Genomic DNA, 16745 nt, shown 5'->3' with positions numbered 1-16745 from the left:
GGAACCTGCGCAGCGGCATCACCGCTGCGTTGGCTTTTCGCGCGCGGGGCGCGCTCCTACCACAGCGGCGTCGTAGGAGCGCGCCCTGCGCGCGAATAAGGTCACGTCGGCGAAGACGACCGCTTAATGGTGATGACCGCCGGCGCCGTGCACGTGGCCGTGCGCCAGCTCTTCTTCGGTGGCGTCACGCACGTCGGTAATCTCGACGGCGAAGTGCAGGGTCTGACCGGCCAGCGGGTGGTTGCCGTCGACGGTGACGTTGTCGCCTTCGATCTTGCTGACGGTGACGTTGATGCTGCCCTGGTCGTTACGACCCTGGAACTGCATGCCCGGCTGGAGGTCTTCCACACCCTGGAACGCGGCGCGCGGCACCACCTGGATCAGTTCTTCGTGACGCGGGCCGTAGCCCTCTTCGGCGGCGACGTCGACCTTGAACTGGTCACCCACCGAGCGGCCTTCGAGCGCCTTCTCCAGACCCGGGACGATGTGGCCTTCGCCATGGATGTAAGCCAGCGGCTCGCGACCGTCCGAGCTGTCGATGACGTTGCCCTGGTCGTCGGTCAGCGTGTAATGGAAGGAAACGGCGTGGCGGTTGGCGATCTGCATGAAATTCTCTCGCTGGGAGGGGGAATGGAAAGACATGAAGGCGCCTTCCCGGACCCACAAGGCTAGGCGACACGCCGCCCCGGTGCAAATCGGCGGAACCGGGCATGCTGCGCCGCAACCCTCCGGGTCGTCGCGATCTGCTAGTTTTTCGGGTTTTCCCCACCCCATCCAGACCCCGCCGGGAGCCGCATGTTCGACTGCATTCTGATCGCCAACCGTGGTGAGATCGCCTGCCGCGTGATCCGGACCTGCCGCCGTCTGGGCATCCGCACGGTCGCCGTCTACTCCAGCGCGGACGCCGACGCCCAGCACGTACGCCTGGCCGACGAAGCCTGGCCCATCGGCGGCCCACGCCCGGCCGAGTCCTATCTGCGTGGCGACGCGATCATCGAAGTGGCCCGGCGCAGCGGCGCGCAGGCGATCCACCCGGGTTACGGCTTCCTCTCCGAAAATACGGATTTCGCGCGCGCCTGCGCCGCGGCCGGCATCGTCTTCATCGGGCCGCGCCCGGAAAGCATCGACGCGATGGGCTCCAAAGCGGCCGCCAAGGCGCTGATGGAGCGCCATGCGGTCCCGTTGGTGCCCGGCTATCACGGCGCCGACCAGGATCCCACCCATCTGGCGACCGAAGCCACCCGCACGGGCTTCCCGCTGATGATCAAGGCGGCCTCGGGCGGCGGCGGCAAGGGCATGCGTATCGTGCGCGACGCGGGCGCCTTTGCCGAAGCCCTGGCTTCCGCGCAACGGGAGGCCGCGAATGCCTTCGGCGATACGCGGGTGATCCTCGAGCGTTACGTCGAGCATCCGCGCCATATCGAGTTCCAGGTCTTCGGCGACACCCACGGCAACATCATCCATCTGAACGAGCGCGAGTGTTCCGCGCAGCGTCGTTACCAGAAAGTGCTGGAAGAAACGCCCTCCCCCTTCCTCGACGAGGCACGACGCGCACGCATGGGCGCCGCCGCTGTCGCGGCCGCGCGCGCCGTGGATTACGTCGGTGCGGGCACCGTGGAATTCATCGTCGCCGAGGACGGCGAATTCTTCTTCATGGAGATGAACACGCGCCTGCAGGTCGAGCACCCGGTCACCGAAGAGACGCTCGGACTGGATCTGGTCGAGTGGCAGCTGCGGGTAGCCAGTGGCGAGACCTTGCCTCTGACACAGGACGACATCCGCGCCACCGGTCACGCCATCGAGGTCCGCCTGTATGCGGAAGATCCGGAGGCGAACTTCCTGCCGGGTTCCGGCAAGCTGGTGTCGCTGACCTTGCCGCCGCCGTCCCGGCATGTCCGCCTCGACGGCGGTGTGATTGCCGGCGACACCGTGACCATCTTCTACGATCCGATGATCGCCAAGCTCATCGTCCACGACCGGAACCGCGCGCAGGCGCTGGAACGGTTGCGCGAAGCCCTGGCGCGGACCGATATCGTCGGCCCGAAATCCAATGTCGCGTTTCTCGAACGCCTCGCACGCCACCCGGCGGTGGTGGAAGGCCGCATCGATACGGGCTACCTCGATCGTCACCTTGACGAGTTTCTGGCCGGCGACACGCAGGCGGGCCACGTGGAGCGCTTCGCCGCCGCCGTGGCGGTGCTTCTCGCCGATGAAGCGCAGGACCGTGGCGTGCCCGGCGACCCGCATTCCCCCTGGGCCGGTGCCGACGCGTGGCGCATCGGTCATCACGGCAAACGCGTCGTCGCGCTGATGCAGGGCGACGTCCGCCATGAGATCGATGCGCATGGACACGGCGGCGCCTACGTTCTCCGCGAAGGTGACGTGTCCCGCACCGTGGCCGGGGCGCGTCTCGTCGACGGCGCGTTGTCCGCCCGTTTCGACGACGAGGCACGCCGCGTGCCGCTGGCGATCGACGGGCGGTTCGTCCGTGTACACGACGCTCTGGGACGTCGCTGGTCGTTCACCCGCGCTCCCGCTTACGCGTGGGCCGGCGTCGAGTCGGGCAACGCACGTCACCTCGCCGCCCCCATGCCGGGTCGCGTCGTGCTGGTGCGCGTCGCGGCGGGCGATGTGGTCGAAGAAGGGCAGGAACTGATGGTGATGGAAGCGATGAAGATGGAGCTCGCCTTGAAGGCACCTCGTGCCGGCACCATCGAGAGCGTATCCGCGGTACAGGGCGATTTCGTCGACGCGGATGCGATCCTCGTCCGCTTCGCCGAAACCGCCTGACCGGAGCTTCCATGAACGCATCGAACCACGTTCGCATCGTCGAGGTCGGCCCACGCGACGGCTTGCAGAACGAGAAGGCCATGCTCCCCGCCGCCGTGAAGATCGAACTGATCGACCGGCTGTCGGCGACCGGCCTGGCGACGATCGAAGCCACCAGCTTCGTCAGCCCGAAATGGGTACCGCAGCTTGCCGATGCCGCCGAGGTCTTCCTCGGTATCCGGAAAGCGGCCGGCGTGGTCTACCCCGTGCTGGTGCCCAACCTGCAGGGCTACGAGCGTGCACGCGAGGTCGGCGCCACCGAGGTCGCCGTGTTCACGGCCGCGTCGGAAGCGTTCAACCAGAAGAACATCAATGCCTCCATCGATGCGTCGATCGATCGTTTCGTGCCGGTGATGGAACGTGCGCGGACCGATGGCGTCGCGGTACGCGGCTATGTGTCGACCGTGCTCGGATGCCCTTATCAGGGCGAGGTGCCGGTGGCCGACGTGGTGCGTGTCGCCCGCCGCCTGCATGAACTGGGCTGTCACGAGATTTCGCTTGGCGACACGATCGGGGTCGGTACGCCCGCGAAGGCGCGCGCGATGCTCCGCGCCGTCGCGTCGGAAGTGCCGATGCCTGCGCTGGCCGTGCATTTTCACGACACGTACGGCCAGGCGCTGGCGAACATCCTCGCCTGTCTGGAAGAAGGCGTCCGCGTCGTCGACAGCGCCGTCTCGGGGACGGGTGGCTGCCCGTATGCCAGGGGGGCCACGGGCAACGTGGCCAGCGAGGACGTGGTGTACATGTTGCACGGCATGGGCATGGAGACCGGCGTCGATCTGGACCGCCTGGTGGAGACGGGAGCCTGGCTGGCCGGGCAGTTGGGGAAGGAAACGGCAAGCCGGGTGACGCGGGCGCGTATGGCGGGCTGAGGCGGCCCCCATCGCCAGCAGGGCTGGCTCCTGCCCGGGCAGTTGGCCATTCCCCATCCAAGCTGGCAGCATCAGGCGTATGCCTGCCGATTATCTGATCCGCCCCATCGAGCCCCGCGACGATGCCGACATCGCCGCGGTCATACGCCATGTCATGCCGGAGTTCGGCGCCGACGGCCCGGGCTTCGCGATCCACGACGCCGAAGTCGACGCCATGTCATCGGCCTACGCCCGCCCACGCGCGGCGTATTTCGTCGTCGAGAAGGACGGCCGCGCCATCGGCGGGGCGGGCATCGCGCCGCTGGACGGCGGCGATGACGAGACCTGCGAGCTTCGCAAGATGTATTTCCTGCCCGAGGCCCGTGGCATCGGCGCCGCCTCGAAGGTGATGCGTGCCTGTCTGGACGCGGCCCGGCGCGCCGGTTTCTCACGTTGCTACCTGGAAACGCTGACGGGGATGGACGCGGCGCAGGCCGTGTACTTCCGGCATGGCTTCACCCGGATCGACGCTCCGATGGGTGGCACGGGCCATTTCAGCTGCGATCGCTTTTTCCTGCGCAGCCTCAATGACGGCGACCTGATCGTCGCGCCCAAACCGCCCTCGCTGGTGTTCGGCATCGACGACCCCGGCAAGGAAGACGTCCTGCCGCTGATCGAGCAGCTGCACGGGTACCTGTCCGACCTCTACCGCCATCCCCTGCCGCAGGCGATCGGCGTGGAGAACCTGCGCCGATCCGACACCACCTTCATGACGGCCCGTGTGGACGGCCAACCGCTGGCCTGCGGTGCCGGTGTCGACCACGGCGATTACGTCGAGCTGCAATACATGTACGTCGTGCCCGCCTGCCGCGGCATGGGCCTGGGCAAGCAGATGCTGGAGGCCCTCGAACGCCAGGTGCGCGCGGGCGGTGGGACGAAGGTGAGACTGGAGACCGGCACCGCACAGACGGAGTCGATCGAACTCTACGAGCGATCGGGCTACCACCGCTGCCCGCCCTTCGGCGATCATCACGCCAATCCGTCCAGCATCTTCATGGAAAAACCCCTGTGATCCGTATCGCCGTCGAGGCCGACGCCGCCGCCTGCCACGCCATCTACGCGCCCGTGGTGAAAACCAGCGCGATCACCTTCGAGACCGACCTGCCGGGTGACGACGTCATGCGTGAGCGCATCGTCGCGCGCATGGCGCACCATCCGTGGCTGGTGTGGGAAGAAAACGGCGACGTTCTGGCGTATGCGTATGCGGGGCGCTTCCGCGAGCGCGCCGCGTATGACTGGGTCGCCGAGACGTCGATCTACGTGCACGAAAAAGCGCGCCGTCGCGGCATCGCCCGGCGACTCTATGGCGTACTGCTGGAGGCGCTGCGTCTGCAGGGAATCAATCAGGCGGTCGGCGTCATCACGCTGCCGGGCGCGACCAGCGTCGCCATGCACGAAGCCATGGGCTTCCGGGCCGCCGGCGTCTGGCCCAAGGCCGGCTACAAACTGGGCGAGTGGTGGGACGTCGGCGTCTTCAGCCGGTTCCTGAGTGAGCCGCAGAATCCACCGACCGCCGTCATTCCGTTCGCGCAGCTGGTCGCGTCCGGTCGTATTCAGGCCTTCCTCGCCGAGGCCTGAGCGTCGGCGACGCGGGAGCGTGTGCTCCCGCACAAAGCCAATCCCCGATGCCTCGGCTAAGATGGGCCTCTTTGCCAGTCGCACCGCGGAGTTTCCATGCAGCTCGAACAGGTCAGGGCCGTCATCACCGGCGGCGCATCCGGTCTCGGTCACGCCGTCGCCGGGCGACTCGTCGCCGCCGGCGCGAAAGTCGCGCTCTTCGACGTCAACGAAGAGAAGGGCCAGGCCGCCGTGGCCGCCCTCGGCTCGCACGCTTCGTTTTACCGCACCGACGTCACTTCCGAAGAAGGCGTGACCGCCAACGTCACCGCCGCGCAGGACGCCATGGGTGGCCTCAACGCCGTGATCAACTGCGCCGGTATCCTTGGCGCGGGTCGCGTGCTGGGCAAGGAAGGCCCGATGCCGCTGGCCAACTTCAGCACCACCGTGCTGGTCAACCTGGTCGGTAGCTTCAACGTCGCCAAGGCCGGTGCCCAGCTGATGCAGGGCAACGCGGCGGGCGAGGACGGCGAGCGCGGCGTCATCATCAACACCGCATCGGTCGCCGCCTATGAAGGCCAGATCGGACAGGCCGCCTACTCCGCGTCCAAGGGCGGCGTGGTCGGCATGACGCTGCCGATGGCGCGCGAGCTCGCGCGCTTCGGCATCCGCGTGAACACGATCGCGCCGGGCATCTTCTGGACGCCGATGGTCGACGGCATGCCACCGCAGGTTCAGGAATCGCTGTCCGCGTCGATTCCGTTCCCGTCGCGCCTGGGCAAGCCCGAGGAGTTCGCCGACACGGTGGCCTTCCTCCTCACCAGCCGTTATATCAACGGCGAGACGATCCGCCTCGACGGCGGCGTCCGTCTCGCTCCCAAGTAATCCAAGCCACGACACCGAACGCCATGAAAGCATCCGAAGTCAAAAAGGGTAACGTCGTCGAAAACGACGGCACCGTCTACCAGGTCCGCGATATCGAACGCAGCGCGCCTTCCGCGCGCGGCGGCAACGTCACCTATCGTTTCACCCTGTACTCGATCCCGGGCAACCGCAAGTTCGATCTCAGCGTGCGCGCCGATGACGAAATCAAGGAAGTCGCCCTCGAGCGCCGCCAGGCGAAGTTCTCGTACATGGACGGCGACGCGTTCGTCTTCATGGACGACGAGGACTACACCCAGTACACGCTGGACGCGAGCGTCGTCGGCGACAACGCCGGCTACGTCGTGGAGGACCTCGAGGGTTACTACATCCAGGTGATCGACGATGCACCGGTCGGCCTGCAGGTGCCCACGTCGGTCGTGCTGACCGTCACGGACACCGCCCCGGAAATGAAGGGCGCCAGCGCGACCAAGCGGTCGAAGCCCGCCACGCTGCAGACCGGCATCGAGATCCAGGTGCCCGAGTACATCACGACGGGCGAAAAGGTCACCGTCAACACGCTGACCGGCGAATTCGCCGGCCGCGCTTAATGCGCGTCGCGGGGCGGCATCGCGCGGTATCGATGCCGTTCCGCGTTTTCGCTCGCCGTCCAGTCAGCAAGGCTGCGGCACAATCGCCCGCTCAACGGATGAGCAAACCCACCCCATGAACAACGGCTACTCGCTTCGCGCCAGCGTCATCGACACGCTGATCCGGACGAAGCGACCCGACGTGCCCGTGCGCGTCGCCCTGCGCAATACCGCGGCCGTGGTGCTGCCGATGGCGCTCGGCATTTTGCTGGGCTATCCGCAGATCGGCCTCGGCATCGCGGCCGGCGCGCTCGACACGATGTTCTCCGACCAGCCCGGGCCCTATCAGCAGCGACTCAGCCGTTTGTTTCTCGCCGCGCTGGCCGCCGGTGCCGCATCGCTCGTCGGGTTCCTTATCGGCGACTGGATCCTGCCGATGTGCGTCGCCTGCCTGGTCTGCGGTTTCTTCGGCGGCATGCTCGTGGTGTTCGGCCCCGATATCGCGCGCGTGGGCATGACCAGCATGCTGCTGCTCGTGATTACGGCGGCGACGCCGAAAGGGCTGGTCGACGCCCTGAGCGGTGGCGCCCTCATCTTTGCCGGCGGCATGCTGCTGGCCGCCTTCTCGGTCGCGGCGTGGCCGCTGCAACGTTATCGCCCGGAGCGCCTGGCGCTCGCGGTCGTCTACCGCGGGCTGGCGGATCTCGCACGCAAGCCGCAGAAGGATGGCGAAGCCCCCGGCCTCGCCGACGCGATGAACACGTTGCAGATCACCCTGCTCGGCCGTCATCACGCGCGTGGCCGCGCCATGGAAGCGTTCCGCGTGTTGCTCGAACTGGCCGAACGACTGCGTCTCGAACTGATCGCCATGGCCGAGCTCGACACACGGAAGGACGGCATGAGCGAGATGTTCCGCGCCGATGCCGCGCGCGTGCTCGATGCGACGGCCGACGCACTCGACGCCGCCGAACCGCCGCAGCGGGCCGAGCGTGCGCTGGCCACCTTGCAGGCCAGCGAGCGCGCGTTGCTTGCCGGCTCCAGTGGCATGGGCCTGAGCGGTCATATCCGCGCCCTGTCCGGTCAGCTGGCGGCCGTCGTCCGTAACACGAACTGGGCCGGCTCGCGCGGTGAAGAACGCGCCCAGCGCGCTGAAACCGCGCTGCCCGAAACGCTGCGCAGCAGCTCGGCGCTGTCCACCCTTCGCGCCAACCTTACGCCTGGCTCGGTCGCGTTCCGCCACGCGGTGCGCTGCGCCGTCGTCCTCACCCTCGCCTTCGCGCTCTCACGCTACTTCGCCCTGCCCCACGGTTACTGGCTGCCGATGACGGCGGCGATCGTGCTGCGCCCCGACTTCGCCGCCACGTTCAATTTCGGTCTGTTACGCGTGGTCGGTACCGTGCTCGGCCTGTTGCTGACGACCTTCGTGCTGCGCCTGACGCCCGACGTGCCGTGGGCGCACCTGGCCGTGATGGGCGTGCTGTGCGTCGCCTTCCGTTACCTCGCCGTGGCGCACTACGGTATCGCCGTCGCCGCACTGACCGGCACGGTCGTCGTCCTGCTGTCGTTCGAGGGCGTGGACCCGAACGCGGCCATGACCGACCGCGTGCTCAACACGGCGCTGGGCAGCGGGCTCGCCCTGCTGGCGTATCTGCTATGGCCGTCGTGGGAACGCCATCAGGCACGCAACGCCCTGTCCACGATGCTCTGCGCGTACGCGGATTACCTCGATGCCCTGGTCGCGCCGGCCGACCGTCGCACGCGACACGAGGTACGCACCGCCACGCGTACGGCGCGGACCAACGCGCAGGCCTCGGTCGACCGCATGCGCGCCGAACCGGGCACGCCCGCCATCCTCCTCGAGCTCGCGGAGACCCTGTTCGCCAACGGCAACCGCCTAGCCCGCACGGCGATGGCGCTGGAGTCGTTGATCGATGTCGATGAGGTGCCTCAGGCATGGACGCACGTGGGACCGTTCATTCACGAGGCGGCGGTCGCGTTGCGGGCGCAGGCCGAGGCACTCACCCGGACCGAAGGCATCGCCGTACCCCCGTTGCTGCGCGACCACCAGCGCGGCTTGATGGCGTCGCTGGCGCGGTCGACCGATCGCGAGCTGGCCGAGGCGGTGGAGCGCCTGACCGACCGCCTGACCGACAACGTGGATACGATCGCGCACGTGGTGACGAGACGGTCGGTGACGCCGGCCTGACCTCAAACCGCCTGTAGGAGCGCGCCCTGCGCGCGAAAAGCCTACAGCGGGCAACGGCTCCCCTTTCCGCGTCGCCGCTCCATAGGCTTTTCGCGCGCAGGGCGCGCTCCTACCGCGCGGCAGCGCGGCACCGTTGTTGCACCGCCAGAAGCCCCGGGCCTGCGGCGGGGATACACTCGGGCCATGCTCAAGATCGACACGCACGCGCATATCCTGCCTCGTGACTGGCCCGATCTGGCGGCCCGCTACGGCGATGACCGTTTCCCGGTCATGACCCATAGCAGCGGCCACCACCGCATCTACAAAGACGGCAAATTCTTCCGCGAAGTCTGGGACTCGGCTTTCGACCCCGAGGTACGCATCGCCGACTACGCCCGCTTCGGCGTCGGTGTGCAGGTCGTCTCCACCGTGCCGGTGATGTTTTCGTACTGGGCCAAGGGGCATCAGGCGCTGGAGCTGCATACCCACCTGAACGACGACATGGCACGCGTGTGCGAAACCCATCGTCGCCACTACGCCGGCATCGGTACCGTCCCCCTGCAAGCGCCCGACCTGGCGGTACGTGAACTCGAACGCTGCATCGACGAACTCGGCCTTCAGGGCGTGCAGATCGGTTCGCACTGCAACGCCTGGAACCTCGACGCCCCGGAACTGTTCCCGTTTTTCGAGGCCGCCGCCGACCTCGGCGCCGCCGTGCTGGTGCACCCCTGGGACATGATGGGCAGCGAGAGCATGCCCAAGTACTGGCTACCCTGGCTGGTCGGCATGCCGGCCGAGCAGGCGCGCGCGGCCTGCGCCCTGATCTTCGGCGGAGTGCTCGAACGACTGCCCGCGTTAAGGGTAATGCTGGCGCACGGTGGCGGCAGCTTTCCCTACTCCATCGGTCGTATCGAGCACGGCTTCCGCATGCGCCCGGACCTTGTCGCGACCGACAACGCGCGAAACCCGCGCGAATACCTCTCCCGTCTGTTCTTCGATTCCTGCGTGCACGACGACGCGGCACTCCGCTATCTGCTGGCAACCGCAGGCACGGACCGCGTCATGCTAGGCACGGACTACCCGTTCCCCCTGGGAGAGCAGGAACCCGGCAGCGGCATCGACGCGCTTGGCCTCGGCGACACCGAGCGGGCACGCCTGTTCCACGGTACGGCCTTGGAATGGCTCGGCGTGCCGCTGTCCCGTTTCCAGGCGGTCGCTGCCGTGGCGTGACGTGACGCAGCGCACAGCGGCCCTCGTCATAAGCGCACCGGCACTGTGCAAAAATGGCGGGATAGCGCGGCACCGCCGCTGGACCAGGGGAATCCGAATCGTGAACCGCTCTGTGCATGCCTTTCTGCTCGGCCTTCTGCTGGCCAGCCCTGTCGCTGGCGCTGCCGATATTTCCATGGCCGATGGCGCGATCCGCTTCCCGGTGCCCGACAACTGGGTGCCGATCATGCAGTCGCAGGGCGAAACGGAAACGCAGATCTTTCAGGTACCGGGCGCCAACGCGGCCAATGCCACCCTCGCCCGCGTATCCGTCACGCTGCAGAAAGTGCCCAATCTCAACGGCTTCCAGCAGTTCTCCGGCAACATGCGCAGCCGCGCTTCGGGCCTGACGGAATACGCGGCCGGCAAGGCGAACAGCCCGACCGAAAACGTCTACAAGGCCAAGGAAGGTACGGTAACGCTCGACTACTACGAGCGTTATTTCTACAGTGGCGGGTATGCGATCCAGCTGCGCTGCATCCGCCCCGGCGGTGACGCGAAGTGGAGCGCGGCGTTCGACAAGGGCTGCGCGGATCTGGCGGCCCGCATGCCCTCCTGATTTCGCAAGGCTCTATGTATGACCGGTTTCGAAGCGACGCGCGCATGGGCCGAAGCTCAGGACGCCGTGGATCCGCTGCGCGCGTTCCGCAACGCATTCCACATCCCGCCGCACGAGGGCCGTGACAGCCTGTATTTCTGCGGTAACTCGCTCGGCCTGCAACCGACGAGCGTGCGCGCGGCGATCGAAGCCGAACTGGCCGACTGGTCCGACCTCGCGGTGGAGGCCCACTTCCGCGGCCGCTCACCATGGATGCACTACCACGAGTACGTCCGGGACGCGATGGCGCTCGTCGTCGGCGCCGAGCCGCACGAAGTGGTGGCGATGAACACGCTGGGCGTGAACCTGCACCTGATGATGGTCAGCTTCTACCGCCCGACCGCCGAGCGCCCGGCCATCCTGATGGAAGCCGGCGCCTTTCCCACCGACCGTTATGCCCTCGAGTCGCAGGTGCGTTTCCATGGCTTCGATCCGGCGACCGATCTGATCGAACTTCAGCCGGACGGTCCGGGCGGCACGTTGTCGATGGCTGCCATCGAACGGGCCATCGCCGAACACGGCCATCGCCTGGCGCTGATCATGCTGCCGGGCGTGCAATACCGCACCGGACAAGTGTTCGACCTGGCGGAGATCGTCCGTCTCGGCCATGCGCAGGGCTCCCTGGTCGGCTTCGACCTCGCCCACGCCGTCGGCAACCTGCCTCTCGCGCTGCACGACAGCGGCGCGGACTTCGCGGTCTGGTGCACGTACAAATATCTCAATGCCGGCCCTGGCGCCGTTGCCGGTTGTTTCGTGCACGACCGTCACGCGCGCGCCGACGTGCCGCGCTTCGCCGGCTGGTGGGGCCACGACAAGAGCACGCGGTTTCAGATGGGTCCGGAGTTCGTGCCGACGCCCGGTGCGGATGGCTGGCAGCTTTCCAATCCGCCGATCCTCGCGCTGGCTCCGTTACGTGCGTCGCTCGATATCTTTACCCAGGCTGGCATGCCTTCTCTCGTGGCGAAGAGCCGCCGCCTTACCGGCTATCTCGACTGGCTGATCCGCACGCGGCTCGACGACGCACTGGATATCGTCACGCCCAACGATCCGCTACAACGTGGCGCGCAGTTGTCGATCCGCGTGCGCGCCGGTCGCGATGCGGGGCGCGCGCTGTTCGCTCATCTGGAGCAGCATGGCGTGATCGGCGACTGGCGCGAGCCCGATGTGATCCGCCTTTCGCCGACGCCGCTCTACAACCGCTTTGCTGATTGTTTCGGCGCCGTCGAGGCGATCGAAGCCTGGCGCGGGGCGCAGGCATGAGCACGCAGGAGCTGTTTCCCGCGCCCTATAGCGAACGCGGCGACGGGTTCGTCGTGCAGGCCGTTACGCACTGGCTGCGGACCGCGCCGGGCCGCGTGATGTTCGGCCTCAAGGCTGGCGGACTGCCTGTGGCCCTGCCCGATCGCCCGGCGACCGTGTCGCATCGTGGTGTCGAAGCAAGAACCGATGGGCACGTTACGGCGGTTGAGGATGTCAGCAGTGTGTGGCTGCGTGAGCATCCGGAGGTCACATCGCGCTACGTGGCCGCGTTACGCGACGTGCTGAAGAATCCGCGTGCCCGTCTCGATGGCGACGCCACGCATGTGATCTTCATGGGCTCGGTTGAGCTGTATGCAGGTCCCGCGATGGACGCCGTGGATTTCGAACTCGATGATGAGGACGGGTCTTACGAGCGGGTGATCGAGCTACTTCGTCACGCGCCGCGCGATGGCCGCACGCCGTTCGCGATGCCACCCGAGCCGGGGACGGGAGGTTTTGAGGATCCTCTCTTCCTTGCAGGAAACCAGGCTTGGATCGACGGGAACCGGGTGTTGATCGAGTACGAACCGGACGAAGGCGGCCGAAGCGAAACCGTCGCGCTGGATCGGGATGCGCTCGCGGACGCGATCGAACGCGCGTGGTACGCGATGATCCACGTCGCCGAGCAAATCCGCACGGGGCTCGCGCGGCCAGCCTGAGCGGACATCTCTGAAGGCGTCAAGAGACCGAGAATGAGGGCATCGATTCAGGCCATACCGGCGTGAATACGTCGGAGTCCATCCTCCGATAGCCCACATACAGGTCGGCAAACCAGGGAGCGGTGTCGAAGCGGGCGCGGACTTTCTCGAAACACGCTTCGGGATTTTCCGTCTCGATAAAGATATTGCATTCCGATGCGCCGACATCGTGGCCGTCCACATCGCCACCTTGCCCAATCACTTCAATAAGCGCCTCTTCGATCGCAAGCAATTCATCGAAGCTCGGAAGGTTCGGTTGCCACCACTGAAGAACGAGTTGATAACTCATGATTACCTCTTGCTGGCGAAGCGGCACCGGTAAAGCGTGAGGAAGCCCGTAAGCAACGCGGCATGCACCACGGGATAAAACAGCACGAACGCATCGACATCCCCGCCAAGGCGGAGGCGCGGCGGAAGCAGGCCGAGAAATACACCAATGACAACGACCCCGGCAAACGACCACCCCATCGAGGCGGACGGCCGGCGTGCGACCCTCGCAACGAAGCCATACGCGGCAATACCCGCAATCGATCCCATGACTTGCTCAGTGGTGGTCGTGAAAGAGAACATCTGAAAGATCAGTACACCGATCGATGCTCCGAGGGGCAGGAACGAGAGGATTCTGACCATGGCGCGATTCCTCCGCTTCCCATACACGCTCTAAGTCTCCGGCACCAACCTCAAGCCTGCAAAAGCCGACCCGCTAGGGGGCGTTTCGTCCCCGAGACCTCAATACGGCGACACCCGCAAAGAGAGACGCGCACACGACGGCAACCAAGACAAAGGCTGCCCCGATCGGCAGCACATAGTGCACTCCCACGAGGGCCGGTGCGAACATGGCGGCCAGCGCAAGCGGCCCCATGACCCACCACCTCGGAACGACCACGAAGGCAAAGATAATTGCCGCAAGAAAGACCGCGTATGCCGACACCAGCTTGGCGAAGTTGGCGTTATCGAGATACCACATGAAGCGATAGGCGTAGACAAGGTAATGGACTACCAATGCGCCGAGCAGCGCAGCGATCGCGGGTGCAATGCTTCTATTTTCACCGGCACCCACTGATAGCCTCCACCTGTAAAGCTACGACAATACGGCGACGAGCAACGATTCGACGGGGCTCATACGAGCGCCTTCAACAATATCTACCGCACTTGCTCGCGCCTGATTTCTCTGTGCGACAGGTTGACAGCAATCAGGTGGACCTAGCCAAAGTAGAGAAGCACAACAGCAAGGATCGCCAACTCTGTCAGGAAAAAGGAAATTAGTCGAATAACCAGGACATCGTCACCTTTCTTGCAAAGTTTGTAAGCGAGATAAAAATTCGCAAAGGGCCACACCATGAAAAACGCATAGCTTGCCGGTGACCCTGTTTTGAACAGGATGGTCGACAACGTGTGACCCAACGCAATCATGGGAAGCCACAAGACAATCCATAGAAAATTCTGCATTGGTCGCTTCTGACTGTACGGACAGAGCTCGTGTCCTGGCGATCATTTAGCAGGATGAGGATGACGCACCTGACCGTCGCCACGCACGACGAAGCGCTCCACCGTCAGCGACTCGGCGCCCATGGGCCCGTAGGCATGCAGTCGCGTCGTCGATATCCCGATTTCAGTGCCAAGACCCAGTTCACCGCCATCACTGAAACGCGATGAGGCATTGACCATGACCACGGCGGAACGAATCGCGCGAATGAAGCGATCCGCAGCCGCCGCGTCACGCGTCGCGATGACCTCAGTGTGGTCAGAACCAAACCGCCGAATATGAGCAATCGCCACGTCGATGTCGTGGACCACGCGCACCGCGATCACGAGATCGAGAAACTCCGCCGCATAGTCATCTTCACTCGCAAGCGTCACATCACCGACCAGCGCACGCGTCCCTTCATCACCGCGCACGTCGACCCCAAGTTCTCGCAGGCGTGCAATGGCCCGTGGAAGAAAGGCGGCTGAAGCATCCCGATGAACAAGCAACGTCTCGAGCGCATTGCACACACCCGGACGACTGGTCTTGCCGTCGATCAGCAGGCGCAACGCGAGATCATGATCGGCGTCACGATCCACGTAGAGGTGGCAGACACCCTTGTAGTGTTTGATCACCGGCACGCGCGCATGTTCAGTGACAAAGCGAATCAGCCCCTCCCCGCCGCGAGGAATGGCTAGATCGACGATATCGACCAGCTGCAGCAACTCGACCATCGTGTCGCGGCGCGGATCGTCGATCAGCGTCAACGCCGCTTCGGGCACGCCTTGCTCACGCATCGCACGACGCAAAGCCGTCGCGATGGCAACGTTCGAATGCATAGCATCGGAACCTCCACGCAGGATCACGGCATTCCCAGCCATCAGACACAACGCAGCCGCATCGGCGGTCACGTTCGGACGCGCCTCGTAGATCATCGCGATGACGCCGAGCGGGATGCGTACGCGCTCCACGTCGATGCCGTTGGGCCGGACCTCGCGCCGCGTAGCGATGCCCACGGGATCCGGCAACGTGGCGACCTCGCGGATGGCGTTGGCGATCGCCGCGACACGCGCGTCGTCCAGACGAAGGCGGTCGAGCATGGCGGCACTGGTGCCGTTATCCCGCGCTGCCGCCATATCGACGGCGTTCGCTTCGAGCACGGCGGAGACGTCGGCATCCAGCGCGTCGGCCATGGCACGCAGCAGGCGTTGCTTCGCCGCTGTATCGAGAGAGGACACGGCCGTCGATGCGTCGCGGCAGGCCAGGGCACGTTCGCGCAGGGTAACCGTCATCGTGGCCTCGTTTATTCGGGAAGGACGACCAGGTCGTCGCGGTGGACGACGTTTTCGCCATAACTGTAGCCCAGCGCCGCCTCGATATCGCGCGTATGACGGCGCGCTATCCGGCGGACGTCGACGGCGGCGTATTGCGCGATGCCTCGTGCGAAGACGGCGTCGCCATCGGCGATCTCGATGACGTCGCCGCGGGCGAAGTCGCCTTCGGCCGCCGACACGCCGCCGGGAAGCAGCGAGGCACCCTTGCCGCGCACCGCGTTGGCGGCGCCGTCGTCGACGACGATGCGGCCTGCCGGCGGCGCGTGTCGGAGCCAGTACTTACGGGCGGCGAGGCGCGTGCTGGGAGCCTTGAGGCGCGTGCCGGTCAGGCTGCCCTCGCCCAACCGCGCGACGCAGGCGCTGTCGCGACCGTCGAACAGTACGGTTTCGATACCCGCGGCGGCCGCCTTGCTTGCCGCTTCGAGCTTCGTGCGCATGCCGCCCGTGCCGGCGGCGGTGCCCGCCCCGCCCGCGCTGGCCAGATGTTCGGGCGTGACGACATCGACGGTATCGAGGGGCCGTGCCTGCGGATCGGTACGCGGATTGGCCGTATAGAGGCCTCCGATATCCGAGGCGATGAACAGAACGTCGGCATCGACCAGCGCCGCGACGATAGCCGCCAGGTTGTCGTTGTCGCCGAGCTTCAGTTCGTCGACGGCGACGGTGTCGTTTTCGTTGATGACCGGGATGGCACCAAGCGCCAGCAGTTCGCGCAGGGTCGAGCGTGCGTTGAGGTAGCGACGTCGGTTGCGGAGGTCGTCGTGGGTGAGCAGCACCTGGGCGACCGGGGAGTCGAAGAAGCTTTGCCAGAGGCCGATGAGGCGGGTCTGCCCGAGCGCGGCAAGTGCCTGGCGACCGGTGAGGCCGGCGGCGCGCTCGGGGGCGGCGAAACCGCGGCCGGCGGCGACGGCGCCCGAGGAGACGATGATGACTTCACGGCCGGCGCTGCGGCTCGCGCGGACGAAGGCGGCGAGGCCATCGGCGTGTTCGTCGGTCAGGGCGCCTGTGGCGGTAGTGAGGAGGCTGCTGCCGACTTTGAGGACGGCGCGGTGCCAGTCTGGGAGCGGTTGGGGCGTGAAGTGCATTGGTGTTACCCCTGGCTTTCGTGCATCTGGGGTCGCCAGCAGGGCTGGCTCCTACAGGAGCGGA

General features: G+C 66.1%; 17 protein-coding genes and 1 pseudogene. 12 read left to right on the top strand and 6 right to left on the bottom strand.

Annotation, left to right across the window (positions count from 1 at the left end; translation table 11 throughout):
* Window positions 1-123: 123 nt before the first annotated feature.
* Window positions 124-606 carry a peptidylprolyl isomerase gene (locus J2X57_RS16410; protein WP_036111821.1) on the bottom strand — a complete coding sequence of 161 codons (483 nt, stop codon included), beginning with the start codon at window positions 604-606 and terminating at the stop codon, window positions 124-126.
* A 189-nt stretch (window positions 607-795) separates the two neighbouring features.
* Here J2X57_RS16410 and J2X57_RS16405 point away from each other — a divergent pair, with 189 nt between their 5' ends.
* The 12 genes and pseudogenes from J2X57_RS16405 to J2X57_RS16350 all read left to right on the top strand — a co-directional run bounded on the left by J2X57_RS16405 (window position 796) and on the right by J2X57_RS16350 (window position 12758).
* Window positions 796-2790, top strand: a complete 1995-nt coding sequence (locus J2X57_RS16405; protein ID WP_309868787.1) for a biotin carboxylase N-terminal domain-containing protein — start codon at window positions 796-798, stop codon at window positions 2788-2790.
* Between the two features lie 11 nt (window positions 2791-2801).
* A complete protein-coding gene (locus tag J2X57_RS16400; protein ID WP_079522904.1) occupies window positions 2802-3701 on the top strand; it encodes a hydroxymethylglutaryl-CoA lyase in 900 nt (299 codons plus the stop codon).
* A gap of 79 nt (window positions 3702-3780) precedes the next feature.
* Window positions 3781-4266, top strand: a pseudogene (locus J2X57_RS16395) (GNAT family N-acetyltransferase); the annotation flags it as partial.
* 42 nt (window positions 4267-4308) lie between these two features.
* Window positions 4309-4752, top strand: a complete 444-nt coding sequence (locus J2X57_RS16390; protein WP_309868827.1) for a GNAT family N-acetyltransferase — start codon at window positions 4309-4311, stop codon at window positions 4750-4752.
* Complete coding sequence (locus tag J2X57_RS16385) at window positions 4749-5318, top strand: GNAT family N-acetyltransferase (protein ID WP_043694910.1); 570 nt, start codon at window positions 4749-4751, stop codon at window positions 5316-5318. The genes J2X57_RS16390 and J2X57_RS16385 overlap by 4 nt, the downstream gene beginning before the upstream one ends.
* A 96-nt stretch (window positions 5319-5414) precedes the next feature.
* Window positions 5415-6182, top strand: coding sequence for an SDR family oxidoreductase (locus J2X57_RS16380; protein WP_036111813.1), 768 nt, complete (start codon window positions 5415-5417; stop codon window positions 6180-6182).
* A 23-nt stretch (window positions 6183-6205) separates the two neighbouring features.
* Window positions 6206-6769 carry an elongation factor P-like protein YeiP gene (gene yeiP / locus J2X57_RS16375; RefSeq protein ID WP_043694912.1) on the top strand — a complete coding sequence of 188 codons (564 nt, stop codon included), beginning with the start codon at window positions 6206-6208 and terminating at the stop codon, window positions 6767-6769.
* 115 nt (window positions 6770-6884) lie between these two features.
* The gene (locus J2X57_RS16370; protein ID WP_036111807.1) at window positions 6885-8954 is read left to right on the top strand and encodes an FUSC family protein; all 2070 of its coding nucleotides are present in this window, start codon (window positions 6885-6887) and stop codon (window positions 8952-8954) included.
* 183 nt (window positions 8955-9137) lie between these two features.
* A complete protein-coding gene (locus J2X57_RS16365; RefSeq protein ID WP_036111806.1) occupies window positions 9138-10163 on the top strand; it encodes an amidohydrolase family protein in 1026 nt (341 codons plus the stop codon).
* Between the two features lie 100 nt (window positions 10164-10263).
* Window positions 10264-10761, top strand: coding sequence for a hypothetical protein (locus J2X57_RS16360; protein ID WP_139382846.1), 498 nt, complete (start codon window positions 10264-10266; stop codon window positions 10759-10761).
* 18 nt (window positions 10762-10779) lie between these two features.
* Window positions 10780-12060 (top strand): kynureninase, encoded by a 1281-nt coding sequence (kynU, locus tag J2X57_RS16355; protein WP_308847477.1) that lies wholly within the window; start codon window positions 10780-10782, stop codon window positions 12058-12060.
* Window positions 12057-12758 (top strand): hypothetical protein, encoded by a 702-nt coding sequence (locus J2X57_RS16350; protein WP_309868773.1) that lies wholly within the window; start codon window positions 12057-12059, stop codon window positions 12756-12758. Before kynU ends, J2X57_RS16350 begins: the two co-directional genes overlap by 4 nt.
* A 19-nt stretch (window positions 12759-12777) precedes the next feature.
* Here J2X57_RS16350 and J2X57_RS16345 read toward each other — a convergent pair whose 3' ends face one another.
* The 5 genes from J2X57_RS16345 to proB form a co-directional block, all read right to left on the bottom strand.
* Window positions 12778-13086 (bottom strand): hypothetical protein, encoded by a 309-nt coding sequence (locus J2X57_RS16345; RefSeq protein WP_036111792.1) that lies wholly within the window; start codon window positions 13084-13086, stop codon window positions 12778-12780.
* A gap of 2 nt (window positions 13087-13088) precedes the next feature.
* Window positions 13089-13427: a hypothetical protein gene (locus J2X57_RS16340; protein WP_036111789.1), complete on the bottom strand. Its 339-nt coding sequence runs from the start codon at window positions 13425-13427 to the stop codon at window positions 13089-13091.
* A 73-nt stretch (window positions 13428-13500) separates the two neighbouring features.
* Window positions 13501-13857, bottom strand: coding sequence for a hypothetical protein (locus J2X57_RS16335; RefSeq protein ID WP_309868765.1), 357 nt, complete (start codon window positions 13855-13857; stop codon window positions 13501-13503).
* A gap of 431 nt (window positions 13858-14288) precedes the next feature.
* Window positions 14289-15554: a glutamate-5-semialdehyde dehydrogenase gene (locus tag J2X57_RS16330; protein ID WP_309868761.1), complete on the bottom strand. Its 1266-nt coding sequence runs from the start codon at window positions 15552-15554 to the stop codon at window positions 14289-14291.
* Window positions 15555-15565: 11 nt separating this feature from the next.
* On the bottom strand, window positions 15566-16681 hold the full coding sequence (proB, locus tag J2X57_RS16325) for a glutamate 5-kinase (protein WP_079522911.1): 1116 nt from the start codon (window positions 16679-16681) through the stop codon (window positions 15566-15568).
* Window positions 16682-16745 lie beyond the last annotated feature (64 nt).

Origin of the sequence: Luteibacter sp. 1214 (genome assembly GCF_031455395.1) — a bacterium.
Classification (GTDB): domain Bacteria; phylum Pseudomonadota; class Gammaproteobacteria; order Xanthomonadales; family Rhodanobacteraceae; genus Luteibacter; species Luteibacter mycovicinus.
This window is presented reverse-complemented; position numbering and strand designations above follow the sequence as displayed.